Origin of the sequence: Aminobacter sp. HY435, from assembly GCF_027568395.1 — a bacterium.
In the GTDB taxonomy this organism is placed as follows: Bacteria; Pseudomonadota; Alphaproteobacteria; order Rhizobiales; family Rhizobiaceae; genus Aminobacter.
Window position 1 is genome coordinate 118,116 of the sequence record NZ_JANKZL010000001.1, and the last position, 13,554, is coordinate 131,669.

General features: G+C 63.7%; 10 protein-coding genes. 4 read left to right on the forward strand and 6 right to left on the reverse strand.

Features of this window, described 5'->3' with window-relative positions; all coding sequences use genetic code 11:
- Positions 1–104: 104 nt before the first annotated feature.
- Positions 105–2,882, reverse strand: a complete 2,778-nt coding sequence (gyrA, locus tag PCJ21_RS00575) for a DNA gyrase subunit A (RefSeq protein WP_269929436.1) — start codon at positions 2,880–2,882, stop codon at positions 105–107.
- Positions 2,883–3,132: 250 nt separating this feature from the next.
- On the opposite strand from gyrA, the gene PCJ21_RS00580 reads away from it, so the two are divergent.
- Positions 3,133–3,762, forward strand: coding sequence for a MarC family protein (locus tag PCJ21_RS00580; RefSeq protein WP_269929437.1), 630 nt, complete (start codon positions 3,133–3,135; stop codon positions 3,760–3,762).
- Between the two features lie 48 nt (positions 3,763–3,810).
- On the opposite strand, the gene PCJ21_RS00585 is transcribed toward PCJ21_RS00580, so the two are convergent.
- The gene (locus PCJ21_RS00585; RefSeq protein ID WP_269929438.1) at positions 3,811–4,233 is read right to left on the reverse strand and encodes an OsmC family protein; all 423 of its coding nucleotides are present in this window, start codon (positions 4,231–4,233) and stop codon (positions 3,811–3,813) included.
- A gap of 365 nt (positions 4,234–4,598) precedes the next feature.
- Here PCJ21_RS00585 and PCJ21_RS00590 point away from each other — a divergent pair, with 365 nt between their 5' ends.
- Positions 4,599–4,895, forward strand: a complete 297-nt coding sequence (locus tag PCJ21_RS00590) for a hypothetical protein (protein WP_269929439.1) — start codon at positions 4,599–4,601, stop codon at positions 4,893–4,895.
- Between the two features lie 63 nt (positions 4,896–4,958).
- On the opposite strand, the gene ssb is transcribed toward PCJ21_RS00590, so the two are convergent.
- From ssb to PCJ21_RS00605, 3 genes are all read right to left on the reverse strand, one after another.
- Positions 4,959–5,543, reverse strand: a complete 585-nt coding sequence (gene ssb / locus PCJ21_RS00595) for a single-stranded DNA-binding protein (RefSeq protein ID WP_269929440.1) — start codon at positions 5,541–5,543, stop codon at positions 4,959–4,961.
- Between the two features lie 277 nt (positions 5,544–5,820).
- Entirely contained in the window at positions 5,821–6,261 is a 441-nt protein-coding gene (locus PCJ21_RS00600) for a DUF1801 domain-containing protein (RefSeq protein ID WP_269929441.1), read from the reverse strand.
- A gap of 10 nt (positions 6,262–6,271) precedes the next feature.
- Positions 6,272–7,000, reverse strand: coding sequence for an aspartate/glutamate racemase family protein (locus PCJ21_RS00605; RefSeq protein ID WP_269929442.1), 729 nt, complete (start codon positions 6,998–7,000; stop codon positions 6,272–6,274).
- An 831-nt stretch (positions 7,001–7,831) separates the two neighbouring features.
- On the opposite strand from PCJ21_RS00605, the gene uvrA reads away from it, so the two are divergent.
- Positions 7,832–10,753 carry an excinuclease ABC subunit UvrA gene (uvrA, locus tag PCJ21_RS00610; RefSeq protein WP_269929443.1) on the forward strand — a complete coding sequence of 974 codons (2,922 nt, stop codon included), beginning with the start codon at positions 7,832–7,834 and terminating at the stop codon, positions 10,751–10,753.
- 222 nt (positions 10,754–10,975) lie between these two features.
- Positions 10,976–11,785 (forward strand): DUF72 domain-containing protein, encoded by an 810-nt coding sequence (locus tag PCJ21_RS00615; protein ID WP_269929444.1) that lies wholly within the window; start codon positions 10,976–10,978, stop codon positions 11,783–11,785.
- Here PCJ21_RS00615 and PCJ21_RS00620 read toward each other — a convergent pair.
- Positions 11,772–13,277 carry an NAD(P)H-hydrate dehydratase gene (locus PCJ21_RS00620; protein WP_269929445.1) on the reverse strand — a complete coding sequence of 502 codons (1,506 nt, stop codon included), beginning with the start codon at positions 13,275–13,277 and terminating at the stop codon, positions 11,772–11,774. The genes PCJ21_RS00615 and PCJ21_RS00620 overlap by 14 nt on opposite strands.
- Positions 13,278–13,554: the final 277 nt, after the last annotated feature.

Below are 13,554 nucleotides of genomic sequence, written 5' to 3' on the forward strand. Positions count from 1 at the left end.
TCCAGGCAAAAGCGGCGCCCGAAGGCGCCGCTTATTTTCTTCAACTCTCAGCCACAATCCTAGGAACAAGCACGCTTTTTTCCGAAAGCGATATTCACGGGATGCTAGCCTTCCTCGTTGACTGGCTCGTCCCCGTTCGGCGCTTCGTCGCCTTCGTCCTCGCCCTGCGGCTCGGAGATGCGTTCGACCGAGACGACCTTCTCGCCCTCCGCCGTATTGAAGATCGTCACGCCCTTGGTGGCGCGGCTGGCCACGCGAATGCCATCCACCGGCACGCGAATGACCTGTCCGCCGTCGGACACCAGCATGATCTGGTCTTCGTTGCCGACCGGGAAGGTCGCCACCAGCTTGCCGATTTCCGTCGCCTTTGAGACATCGGTGGCGCGGATGCCCTTGCCGCCGCGATTGGTCAGGCGGAAATCGTAGGACGACGACCGCTTGCCATAGCCATATTCGGTGACCGTCAGCACGAATTGCTCGTGCTGACCCAGGAACTGGTAGCGCTCCTCGGAAATGTCGGCTTCTTCGCCAACGTCCTCATTGGTCAGCGCGATATCCTCGTCCTCGCCGGCGGCAATGCCCGCTGCCAGCCGCCGTTCGGCGACGGAGCGCTTGAGATAGGCGGCCCGCTCGGCCGGGCTTGCCTCGACATGCTCGATGATCGCCATCGAGATGACACGGTCGCCATCGGCCATGCTGATGCCGCGCACGCCGACTGAATTGCGGCTCTGGAACACGCGCACGTCATCGACGCGGAAGCGTATGCACTGGCCGGAATTGGCGGTCAAAAGCACGTCATCGTTGTCGGTGCAGGTTTCCACGCCGAGGATCTCGTCGCCTTCCTCCTCGAGCTTCATCGCGATCTTGCCGTTGCGGTTGACCTGCACGAAGTCGCTGAGCTTGTTGCGGCGCACGGTGCCGCGTGTCGTGGCAAACATCACGTCGAGTTCGCCCCAGCTTGTTTCGTCCTCGGGCAGCGGCATGATCGTGGTGATGCGCTCGCCCTGTTCGAGCGGCAGCAGGTTGATCAGCGCCTTGCCACGCGACTGCGGATTGCCGATCGGCAGGCGCCAGACCTTTTCCTTGTAGACGATGCCACGCGATGAGAAGAACAGAACCGGCGTGTGCGTGTTGACCACGAACAGGCGGGTGACGAAATCCTCGTCCTTCGTCGACATGCCGGAGCGGCCCTTGCCGCCGCGGCGCTGCGCCCGGTACAGCGACAGCGGCACGCGCTTGATGTAGCCGGAATGGCTGACGGTGACGACCATGTCCTCGCGCGGGATCAGGTCCTCGTCTTCCATGTCGGAGCCGGCATCGGTGATCTCGGTCCGGCGCGGAACGCCGAATTCGTCACGCACCGCGACCAGTTCGTCCTTGACGATCTGCTGGATGCGGGCACGTGACGACAGGATCCCGAGATAGTCGGTGATCTCGGCGCCGATCTTGTTGAGTTCGTCGGCGATTTCGTCGCGTCCGAGCGCTGTCAGGCGCTGCAGGCGCAGCTCGAGGATGGCGCGCGCCTGCTCTTCCGACAGGTTGTAGGTGCCATCGTCGTTGATGCGATGGCGCGGGTCATCGATCAACTGGATCAATGACTCGACGTCCGATGCCGGCCAGCGCCGCGTCATCAATTGCTCGCGCGCCGTCTGCGGATCGGGCGCAGTGCGGATCAGCTTGATGACTTCGTCGATGTTGGCGACAGCGATCGCCAGACCGACCAAGACATGCGCGCGGTCGCGCACCTTCCTGAGCAGGAACTTGGTGCGCCGGCTGATCACCTCTTCGCGGAACGCGACGAAGGCCCTCAGCATGTCGAGCAGCGTCAGCACTTCCGGCTTGCCGCCGTTGAGCGCCACCATGTTGGCACCGAACGAGGTCTGCAGCGGCGTGAAGCGATAGAGCTGATTGAGGATCACCTCGGCATTGGCGTCGCGCTTCAGCTCGATGACGACGCGGTAGCCCTGACGGTCGGACTCGTCGCGAATGTCGGAGATGCCCTCGATGCGCTTGTCGCGCACGAGTTCCGCCATCTTCTCGATCATCGAGGCCTTGTTCACCTGGAACGGCACTTCGGTGATGATGATCGCTTCGCGGTCGCCGCGGCTTTGCTCGATATTGACCTTGCCGCGCATGACGACCGAACCGCGCCCGGTCGAATAGGCGTTGTAGATGCCCGAACGTCCGAGGATCAGGCCGCCGGTCGGAAAATCCGGACCGGGAATGATCTCCATCAGGTCGGGCAGTTCGATACCAGGGTTTTCCATGACGGCGATGGCGCCGTTGCAGATTTCGACGAGATTGTGCGGCGGAATGTTGGTCGCCATGCCGACGGCGATGCCGCCGGCGCCGTTGACCAGCAGCGCCGGGAAACGCGCCGGCAGGACGCGCGGTTCCTGGCCGGAAGCATCGTAGGTGTCCTGGAAATCGACGGTGTCCTTGTCGATGTCCTCGAGCAGTTCGTGCGCAACCTTGGTCAGGCGGGCTTCGGTGTAGCGCATCGCCGCGGGCGGATCGCCGTCGATCGAGCCGAAATTGCCCTGCCCGTCGATCAGCGGCACGCTCATCGACCAGTCCTGGGCCATGCGCACCAAGGCATCGTAGATCGAGGCATCGCCGTGCGGGTGATACTTACCCATCACGTCGGCGACTGGGCGGGCCGACTTCACATATTTGCGGTTCCAGTGGTAGCCGCTCTCATGCGAGGCGAACAGAATGCGGCGATGAACCGGCTTCATGCCGTCGCGCACATCGGGCAGCGCACGGCTCACGATCACGCTCATCGCGTAGTCGAGATAGGAGCGCTGCATCTCCTCGATGATGGAAATCGGCTCGATGCCGGAAGGACCGTCAGGTCCGCGCGGTGATTTCTGGTCGGTCAACTCGGATCACGCATGTTGGGAATCATTTACCCTTTATATAGGAACGGTTGCCGAATGACCAATTTTGGACGCGCTTTTCCAGCGTTGTTTTCATACGGAATATCAATTAGATAGCTGGTGCGTCCCGGTCCGCGACAGTCTGTCCGGTCGGTCGCCGGGCCGAGAAACGGCCGCGCGCGGCAATTGCACGCAAGAGCTCTGGCGTCGCAGGGGCTCTCGGGTTAGCCTGCGCGCGACGGAGGGATGCCGCATGCCGCTTTTCGACACTGTGTTCAACGCCTTCGTCACCATTCTCGTTACCATCGACCCCCCCGGCCTGGCGCCATTGTTCCTGGCCGTCACGCGCGGCATGAACCGTCAGCAGCGCCAGCAGGTGTCGGTGCGGGCGAGCATCATCGCCTTCGCCGTCCTTGCGCTTTTCGCCATTGCCGGCGCGGCGATCCTGACCGTGTTCGGCATCACCCTGCCCGCCTTCCGCGTCGCCGGAGGCTTCCTGCTGTTCTTCATCGCCTTCGAAATGGTCTTCGAAAAGCGGCAGGACCGGAAGGAAAAGATTTCGGATGTCGCGATCACCCGCGACCACATCCACAACATCGCCGCCTTCCCGCTCGCCATTCCGCTGATTGCCGGCCCGGGCGCGATCTCGGCGACGGTTCTGCTGTCCGGTTCGTTTCAGGGCTGGGCCGGCCAGGCAGCGCTGGTGCTGATCATCCTGTCGTGCCTGGCGTTGACCTACCTGGTCTTCGTGCTAGCCGAACGCATCGACCGTTTCCTGGGTCAGACCGGACGGTCGATCCTGACGCGACTGCTCGGCGTCATTCTGGCGGCTCTCGCCGTGCAGTTCGTCGCCGACGGCATCAAGGAACTTGCAGCGATGTAGGGCGCCGGGGGCAGACGAGGCGCGGCGCCCACCTACCCCTGACCAAGGTCAGATCGACGTGTCAACGACCTCGAAGTCGTGGGTGATGGTGGCGGTCTTCGCCATCATCGCGGACGCCGAGCAGTACTTCTCGATCGACAGGTCGATGGCGCGCTTGACCTTGTCGTGCGACAGCGCGCGGCCCTTGACCACGAAATGCATGTGGATGCGGGTGAACACCTTGGGCTCGGTGTCGGCACGATCCGCATCGAGCTCGACCGACACATCTTCGACAGCCTCGCGGCCCTTTTCAAGGATGTGGACGACATCGTAGGCCGAGCAGCCGCCGGTGCCGATCAGCATCAGTTCCATCGGGCTCGGCCCGGGCGTCTTGCCTTCGGCGCCGGAAGCAGTGCCCAGAACCAGCTTGTGACCGCTGCCGGATTCACCGACGAAGGTGCGGTCCTCGACCCATTTCACGCGTGCTTTCACGACAAGACTGTCCTTCCAGTTTCAAATCGAACAAACCCGCAGACATCCCGCAGGCGCAGAATGTCAGCTAGCGCGGCTGCACGCCATGTGCAAGGCGCTGGGTCCTCTGGCCACACGCCGACTGTCCGCGCCTGGCTGAGTGCGGGCATGGCTCATTGCAGTGTCTGCTTTGCCACCAAGGGCCGCCGACAACGAAAGTCTCCTCGTTCGCCTCCTGCGGTGGCCGTGAAACCCTTTACGTTTCGACGGCCTGGGGCTCCGCCACACATCTGCCGCGCAGCGTCCGGGGCATGATCCGGTTAGGAAGCAAGTACCAACATCTCAGCCATGGCGCCGGCTGCGCCTGCCACAGCCCCGAACTCCTCATGGCGACGAGACGGCTGGAAAACATCAGCCGCCGCGGCGTGCCCGCCGGACTCGCTGCCACCCTCTTTGCGGCAGCCGCGCCATCGTCGGCGACGGCACGGGTTGTTTGCCGTATCTACCGAGGTAATCGTGTTGCCTTCCACCAGGACCTGCGCACCGGCCTGGAGCGTGTTGGACGTTCCACCGAACAGCCGCGCCTGCCAGAACAGCACGCGATCGCTCTTGCCGCCGCCAAACGGCGCGCCATCGTGATTGATTGCGGCGACCGTACGCTCAGCAAATGCCTCGGACGATAGCGCAAAGAAAAAAGGCACTGCAAAGCAGCGCCTTTTTTCATCGATCCGAAGTTTCGAGACGGCTTAGAACGGGATTTCGTCGTCGAGGTCGCGCGAACCGCCGCCACCCATGCCGCCGCCGCCCTGGCCGCCACGACCACCGCCGCCGTAACCGCCACCGCGATTGCCGCCGCCATAGCTGTCGGTCGGGCTCGACTGGCCAAAATCGGAACGGCCGCCGCCGCCATAACCACCGCCCTGGCCGCCACCATAACCGACCTGGCCACCGCCGCCGCTATAGCCGGCGTCGCCGCCCTGGCCACGCGCGTCGAGCATCTGCAACTCGCCGCGGAACTTCTGCAGCACGATTTCAGTAGTGTAGCGCTCGATGCCGTCCTTTTCCCATTTGCGGGTCTGCAACTGGCCTTCGATATAAACCTTCATGCCCTTCTTGAGGTACTGCTCGGCGACCTTGGCAAGGTTGTCGTTGAAAATGACGACCTGGTGCCACTCGGTCTTTTCCTTGCGTTCGCCCGAATTCTTGTCGCGCCAGCTTTCGGAGGTCGCGATCCTCAGATTGACGACAGGTTCGCCCGAATTGAGACGGCGAATTTCAGGATCCGCACCCAGATTGCCGACCAGAATGACCTTGTTGACGCTACCTGCCATGACACCGCTCCGCGCTCGTCCGAAACCAAATTCCAAGAAATTACAAGGGCGCACACTAGCCCAAAGCACCGTCCGCCCGCGCCCCCTGCCGGCGGAAAACCTCGTGCAGTCCACAAGTCATTTTTGTTCTCATTTTGTTCTATCGTCAATTACGGCGATTTGCAAGAGGTCTTGTACTGGCGCAAACGCCCGCCCTGCCACCAAGGCGGGACTGCGCGTCCATGAGGCGACCGCGTGCCGGAGAGCCGGGGTGAGCGATGTTCGCTTTCGCTGACGTCTAACGCGGCCGGTCTGTGCGCGGGCCGGCGCCCTTCCGCTGGTGATAGGTAAGAGCCGAACGCAGGCAGAACGCCAGGGCAGCCTCGGGAATGGCCGCGTCCGCGGGTAAGATCACTGCCCTGTTGCCTTCGAACTCAAGCTCGCCGCCGAGATGCGAGCGGAAGGTCTCGACCAGCGTGGTGTTGCAGGTGAAGAACACGGCGCACCTGTCGGGAAAGGATCTGGTCGCGCCCAACCTCACCGTCGAGCCGCTGCCGCTCGCTTGCGTCAGGTAGGCCGGTTCGCCCCATTTGAGCGTTTCGGTCAAAGGGCCGACGCCATCGACTTCCGCCGCGACCTCGAAGATCAATCCGCGGATGTCGAGCAGACGCGTCCGTACCTGCTCGGGATGACGCGAAAGCGCGTCCAGGATCGGTCGCGGTACGAGCGGCGTTGCCATCTCCGCGCCCTCAGCCTTGTTGCTCCGCGCCGACGAGCGCCAGTTCGACCGCCGCCTCGGCATGCAGTTTGACCACGTCATAGGCCGATATCGGATAGTCCTCCATGGCCAGAACCAGCGGCAGCTCAGTGCAGGCGAGCATGATCGCTTCCGCTCCGCGTGCCCGCAAGCCGTTCGCCAGGCGCAGCAGCAGCGATTTCGCCTCCGGCCTGACGATGCCGAGCGTCAGTTCATCGATGATGAGGCGATGCAACACGGTGCGGTCATCCTCTGGAGGCACGAGCAGCTCGATGCCGAATTTCCGCTGCAGCCGCTCGGCCAGGAAGCCCAGCTCCATCGTGTAGCGCGTGCCGAGCAGCCCCACCCGCTTGTGCCCGGCCGCCTGCAACACCTTGCCCGTCGGATCGGCGATATGCAGCAGCGGGATGCTGATGGCGGCGGCGACGGTGTCGGCGACGTAATGCGCAGTCACCGCCGTCAGCATGGCGAAGGCAGCACCGCCGGCCTCCAGATGCCGCGCCGCCTTGGTTATCACCTCGGCCACCCGATCCCAATCGCCCTTGGCGGCGAGATCGTTCAGTTCGTCGAAGTCGAGCGAATACATCAGCGAGCGTGCATTGTGGTGCCCGCCCAGCCTGTCATGTGCCGCCTGATTGATGAGGCGATAATAGAGCGCGCTGGATTCCCAGCTCATGCCCCCAAGCAATCCGATCAACTGCGTCTGGCGTCCCGACACCACCGCTCCCCTCGCCTCGTTGCACTGTTATTCTGCACGAACGGCCCGTTCCACCTGCTCCCTGTTTGGCGAAATCCAGGGTCACAAGGCAACTGGCAAAAACCATGTCTGCAAACAATGGCCAACTCGGGACCCGCCAGAAGCGAACCTGCACAACGACAACAGATGGCCCCGCCGCTCCCAGGAGCGCACGGGGCCTTGTGTCGGGTTATACCCTTGACTGCCGGGAGTGGTTTACCGGCTTGCTCTCTCGGATGCTGCGTGGCTTACAGCCAACGATCCGACCAATGGTTTCAAATTGTCGGGGGATCAACAGGTCGGGGTTTGCGAGAGGCTTTTCACAAAGGGAAAGCCGGGCACCTGCGCCTGCTGCGGTTCCGTCCTGTTAGCGGAACCCTTTGGGACTGTCCGGTGGAGTCATGCCTAGCTCCTTCGTCAGTTGCGCCATCTGTCCGCCTGCTGCTCAACTCGCGTGTCTGCGGCGTCTCGCAGACCGACCGTAGCATGGTGAGGAGCCCTCAAGGGAGGCTCGGCCTCAGGCGACACCAGCACTTTGCATCCCTGATTCGGCCACGTCAACCACAACATTGTTAGAGGGAAAAAATGTGATCGAAGGCCGGATTCGAGGCCTCGGAATCATCCAATGCTCCTGCCATGACGTTGTCAGGAGCGCGTTCGGCCTTTGTTCTTTCCACTTGCCCCTGCGCGCCAAAGGCGCTTAAACGCATCTGGTTGTGACGCCTCTCGATCAGGCGTCGAAAGTACCTACATGAGGGGATGGTCGGGCTAGCCCGCCACTCCAAGCAATTCCAGATTTGAGGCGGCGGCGCGGCAATGGCCGATCACAAGTACATTTCCATTCGCGGTGCGCGTGAGCACAATCTCAAGAACGTCGATCTCGACCTGCCGCGCGACAAGCTGATTGTCATGACCGGCCTCTCGGGCTCGGGCAAGTCGTCGCTCGCCTTCGACACCATCTACGCCGAGGGCCAGCGCCGCTACGTCGAGAGCCTGTCGGCCTATGCCCGCCAGTTCCTCGAGATGATGCAGAAGCCCGACGTCGACCAGATCGACGGTCTGTCGCCCGCGATCTCCATCGAGCAGAAGACGACATCGAAGAACCCGCGCTCGACGGTCGGCACCGTCACCGAAATCTACGACTACATGCGCCTTTTGTTCGCCCGCGTCGGCGTGCCCTATTCGCCTGCTACCGGCCTGCCGATCGAGAGCCAGACGGTGTCGCAGATGGTCGACCGCGTGCTGGCGCTGGACGAAGGCACGCGCCTGTTCATCCTGGCGCCCATCGTCCGCGGCCGTAAGGGCGAGTACAAGAAGGAACTGGCCGAACTCCAGAAGAAGGGGTTCCAGCGCGTCAAGATCGACGGCGCCTTCTACGAGATCGGCGAAGCGCCCGTTCTCGACAAGAAGTACAAGCACGACATCGATGTTGTCGTCGACCGCATCGTCGTCCGCCCCGACCTCTCCACGCGTCTCGCCGACTCGATGGAAACCGCGCTCAAGCTGGCCGAGGGCCTGGCCGTCGCCGAGTTCGCAGACAAGCCGCTCGATGCCAGCCAAACCGGCGCGGATTCTGTCAACAAATCCGCGAACGAAACCCACGAACGCATTCTTTTCTCCGAGAAATTCGCCTGTCCGGTGTCGGGTTTCACCATCCCCGAGATCGAACCACGGCTGTTTTCGTTCAACAACCCGTTCGGCGCATGCCCGGCCTGCGATGGCCTCGGCAACCAGCGTGCAATCGACCCCCAACTGATCGTTCCAGAAGACCACGTCTCGCTGCGCGAGGGAGCGGTTGCGCCCTGGGCCAAGTCGACCTCGCCCTACTACACCCAGACGCTGGAAGCGCTCGGCAAGGTCTACGGCTTCAAGATCGGCGACCGCTGGCGCGACCTTTCGACAGAGGCGCAGGACGCCATCCTGCGCGGCACGGGCGCCAAGGAAATCACCTTCAACTATGACGACGGCCTGCGCTCCTACAAGACCACCAAGACCTTCGAGGGTGTGATCCCCAATCTCGAGCGCCGCTGGAAGGAGACCGAATCCGCCTGGATGCGCGAGGAGATCGAGCGCTTCATGTCGGCCACGCCCTGCCCGGCCTGTTCAGGCTACCGCCTCAAGCCCGAGGCGCTGGCGGTCAAGGTCGGCGGCAGGCACATCGGTGAAGTCACCGAGCAGTCGATCCGCAAGGCCAATGCCTGGTTCGAGGAGCTACCGGCGCAGCTCAACGACAAGCAGAACGAGATCGCCGTCCGCGTGCTCAAGGAGATCCGCGAGCGCCTGCGCTTCCTCAACGACGTCGGCCTCGAATATCTGACGCTGTCGCGCAATTCAGGCACGCTATCGGGCGGCGAGAGCCAGCGCATCCGCCTGGCGTCGCAGATCGGATCGGGGCTGACAGGCGTGCTCTACGTGCTCGACGAGCCCTCCATCGGCCTGCACCAGCGCGACAATGCCCGCCTGCTCGACACGTTGCGCCACCTCAGGGACATCGGCAACACCGTCATCGTCGTCGAGCACGACGAGGACGCGGTGCTGACCGCCGACTATGTCGTCGACATGGGCCCTGCCGCCGGCATCCATGGCGGCCAGATCATCGCCGAAGGCACGCCGCAGCAGGTCATGGCAAATCCCAACTCGATCACCGGCAAGTACCTGTCGGGCGAGCTCGAGATCGCGATCCCCGCCCAGCGCCGCGAGCTGAAGAAGAACAAGCGCATCAAGGTTCTGGGCGCCCGCGGCAACAACCTCAAGGACGTCACCGCCGAGATCCCCTTGGGCACCTTCACCGCCGTGACCGGCGTGTCGGGCGGCGGCAAGTCGACCTTCCTGATCGAGACGCTTTTCAAGGCGGCGTCGCGCCGTATCATGGGCTCGCGCGAGCATCCGGCAGATCACGACCGCATCGAGGGCCTCGAGTTCCTCGACAAGGTCATCGACATCGACCAGTCGCCCATCGGCCGTACCCCGCGCTCCAACCCGGCCACCTACACCGGCGCCTTCACGCCGATCCGCGACTGGTTCGCCGGCCTGCCGGAGGCCAAGGCGCGCGGCTACCAGCCGGGCCGCTTCTCCTTCAACGTCAAGGGCGGCCGCTGCGAGGCCTGCCAGGGCGACGGCGTCATCAAGATCGAGATGCACTTCCTGCCCGACGTCTACGTCACCTGCGACGTCTGCCACGGCAAGCGCTACAACCGCGAGACCCTTGACGTGCTGTTCAAGGGCAAGTCGATCGCCGACGTGCTCGACATGACGGTCGAGGAAGGTGTCGAGTTCTTTGCCGCCGTTCCGGTGGTGCGCGACAAGCTGATGACGCTCAACCAGGTCGGCCTGGGCTACATCCATATCGGCCAGCAGGCCAACACGCTCTCCGGCGGCGAAGCCCAGCGCATCAAGCTCGCCAAGGAGCTGTCGCGCAAGGCGACCGGCAAGACGCTCTACATCTTGGACGAGCCGACCACCGGCCTGCATTTCCACGATGTCGCCAAGCTGCTCGAAGTGCTGCACGAGCTCGTCGACCAGGGCAACACGGTGATCGTCATCGAGCACAACCTCGAGGTGATCAAGACCGCCGACTGGGTGCTCGACCTCGGCCCCGAAGGCGGCGACGGCGGCGGCGAACTTGTCGCCTCCGGCCGTCCCGAAGACATCGTCGCCGAAACGCGCAGCTACACCGGCAAGTTTCTCAAGGAGCTTTTGGAACGCCGTCCAGGCGGCAAGCGCGAGGCGGCTGAATAGGTTGCCTCACTCAGTCGGCGTGTCGTGAGTTGCGTCGGCTGGCGCGGGTTTCCGACTGGCCCGGCATCTGCGGGAATGCGGAAACTCACTCGCATCGCCGCAGGCCTCGATGGCTGACCGCAAAAGGACGCGTTCATCCGAGGCTGGTTTTCGGATGGCGGACTTTTCGGCTGGTGGGTAGGCCGGCCAACGCAGCGGAAATAAATCAAAGGGGACGAGCGAATGACCAAGTCGGGAACAATCCGCGCAGGCATGGGCGGCTGGACGTTCGAGCCATGGGACACCTCGTTCTACCCGGACAAGCTGGCCAAGGCCAAGCAGTTGCAATTCGCCAGCCGCCAGGTGCCGACGATCGAGGTCAACGGTACTTATTATTCCGGGTTCAAGGAACCGACGTTTCTGAAGTGGGCAAGCGAAGCCCCGGACGGGTTTGTCTTTTCGCTGAAGGGCAACCGCTTCGTCACCAACCGCCGCGTTCTGGCCGAGGCCGGCGAGTCGGTCACGCGGTTCGTCACGCAGGGCATTATGGCGCTGGGCGAGAAGCTCGGTCCGATCCTTTGGCAATTTGCGCCGACGAAGAGGTTCGACCACGACGATTTCGAGGCGTTTCTCCGGCTGCTGCCCGAAAGGCAGGATGGCGTCATCTTGCGCCACGCCGTCGAAGTCCGTCACGATTCCTTCGTCGTGCCTGAATTCGTGGCCCTTGCGCGCAAGTACAACGCCGCCATCGTTTACGCCGACCACGCCAAATATCCTGCCATCGCCGACATCAGCGGCGATTTCGTCTACGCGCGGCTGCAAACGGGCAGCGACGACAATGCCGACTGCTACACGCCCAAAGGGCTGGATGAATGGGCCGTCCGCGCAACGACATGGGCCGAGGGCGGCGTGCCCGCTGACCTGCCGCGCGCCGATCCTTCCAGCGACGCGCCGGTCAAGGCGCGCGACGTGTTTGTCTACTTCATCACGGAGGGCAAGGTCCGCGCGCCGTTCGGCGCCCTGGCCTTGATGAAGCGCGTCACTGGCGGCTGACGAGCTCGGATAGCACCGCGCGCAGCGCAAAAGGCAGGTCTTCGGCAATTAGGCCGGGACCAAATCGCTGCGCTGCCTCGGCGTGCAGCCAGACGGCAGCGCATGCAGCTTCGAACGGCGGCATGGCTTGCGCGATCAGGGCTGCGACGATGCCCGTAAGCACGTCGCCCGAACCGGCTGTGGCGAGCAGCGGCGTGCCATTGGCGTTGATCGCCGCGCGCCCGTCCGGCGACGCGATCACCGTGTCCGGCCCCTTGTAGATCACCGTGGCGTTGGCCCTGGTGGCGGCGGCTCTGGCGCGCTCGACCTTCGACAAGGCCGCGTCAGCAGCAATGTCGGGGAACAGCCGGCCGAATTCGCCATGATGCGGTGTCAGCACCAGCGTTGGTGCGCGAACTCTCCCGGCTGCATCGAAGAAAAGCTGTCGCTGCTGCGCCAGCGAAGTGATGCCGTCGGCATCGATGACCAGCGCGCCAAAGCGGCCGTCGGCATTGGACATCAGGTCGATGGCAAAGCGCCCGACCTCCGGTTCAGGCCCAAGCCCCGGGCCGTAGACCAGAACCTCTGGCTTGCGCGCCGCAAGAAACCCCAGCGTGTCCTCGAACGTGTCGTTGCGCCTGAGAATGATCGAGGTGAGGTGTGCGGCGTTCGCTGCAAGCGCGGCAGCCGGCGAAAGCACTGTCACCGCACCGGCGCCGGCGCGCGCCGCAGCCATCGCCGACAGCCGCGCTGCCCCCGTGGCGGCGATGCAGCCCGAAAACACACCGACATGGCCGCGACTGTATTTGTGGGCGTCGTTCGCCGGCGACGGAAAAAGCGCAAGCCACCAGACCGGGTCGTTTTGCAGGCAGCGAGCGCCGGTGGCCGCGATGGCATCGGCGGAAATGCCGATGTCGGCGACAACCACTTCGCCGCACAGCGCCCTGCCCGGCTGCAACAGATGTCCCGGTTTCTTGCGTGCGAACGTCACCGTGACTGCAGCCGCAAAAGCGCCGCCGAGGATCGCACCGCTGTCGCCGGAGACACCCGAAGGCAGGTCGACGGCGACGACCGGCGCACCGCAAGCCCTGGTCCGCTCGATCGCTGCCATCGTCTCGCCGGCCAATGGCCTGGTCAGGCCGGCGCCAAACAGGGCATCGACGATGACGGCCCCGGCCGCCGGCTGGAACGCCGCCAGCGGCTCGACCGCGCCCGGCCATTCGGCGGCGGCAAGGGCGGCGTCGCCCCCCGTTCGCGGTGTACCGGCGGCATAAAGCCTGACGGATAAACCCCGCTTGCTCAGCACGCGCGCGGCGACGTAGCCGTCGCCGCCATTGTTGCCCGGTCCGCACAGGACATGAACGACCGTCGCCGCCGGAAACCGCGACATGACACAATCGGCAACCGCGCCGCCCGCCCGCCGCATCAGGTCGATGCCGGCTGCCGGACCGGCCGCTATCGCCAGCCGGTCGGCCTCTGCCATCTCGACGGGAGTCAGCAATTCAAACGCCATGTCGCTTCCGATATTTCCGCGAGGGACGGCCCTAGCGTTAGCATGCGGTGGCCGCAGCCGAAACGGTCAAGACTGCCGCTAGGGCTGCGCAATTCTTGCGCAGATTGCCGCATTATCAGGCACAGGCATGGCTAATCCGGCGATGAAACTTTATGCGATGTCTGCCAGAACGGGTTGGAAAAGCCGGCAAATGCCGGTTCTCGATGGATTGCGCAAACATCGGGACCAACTTCGTCGCAGGCAGTGCAACTGGCACACTTCGTGCTAGATAGAGATG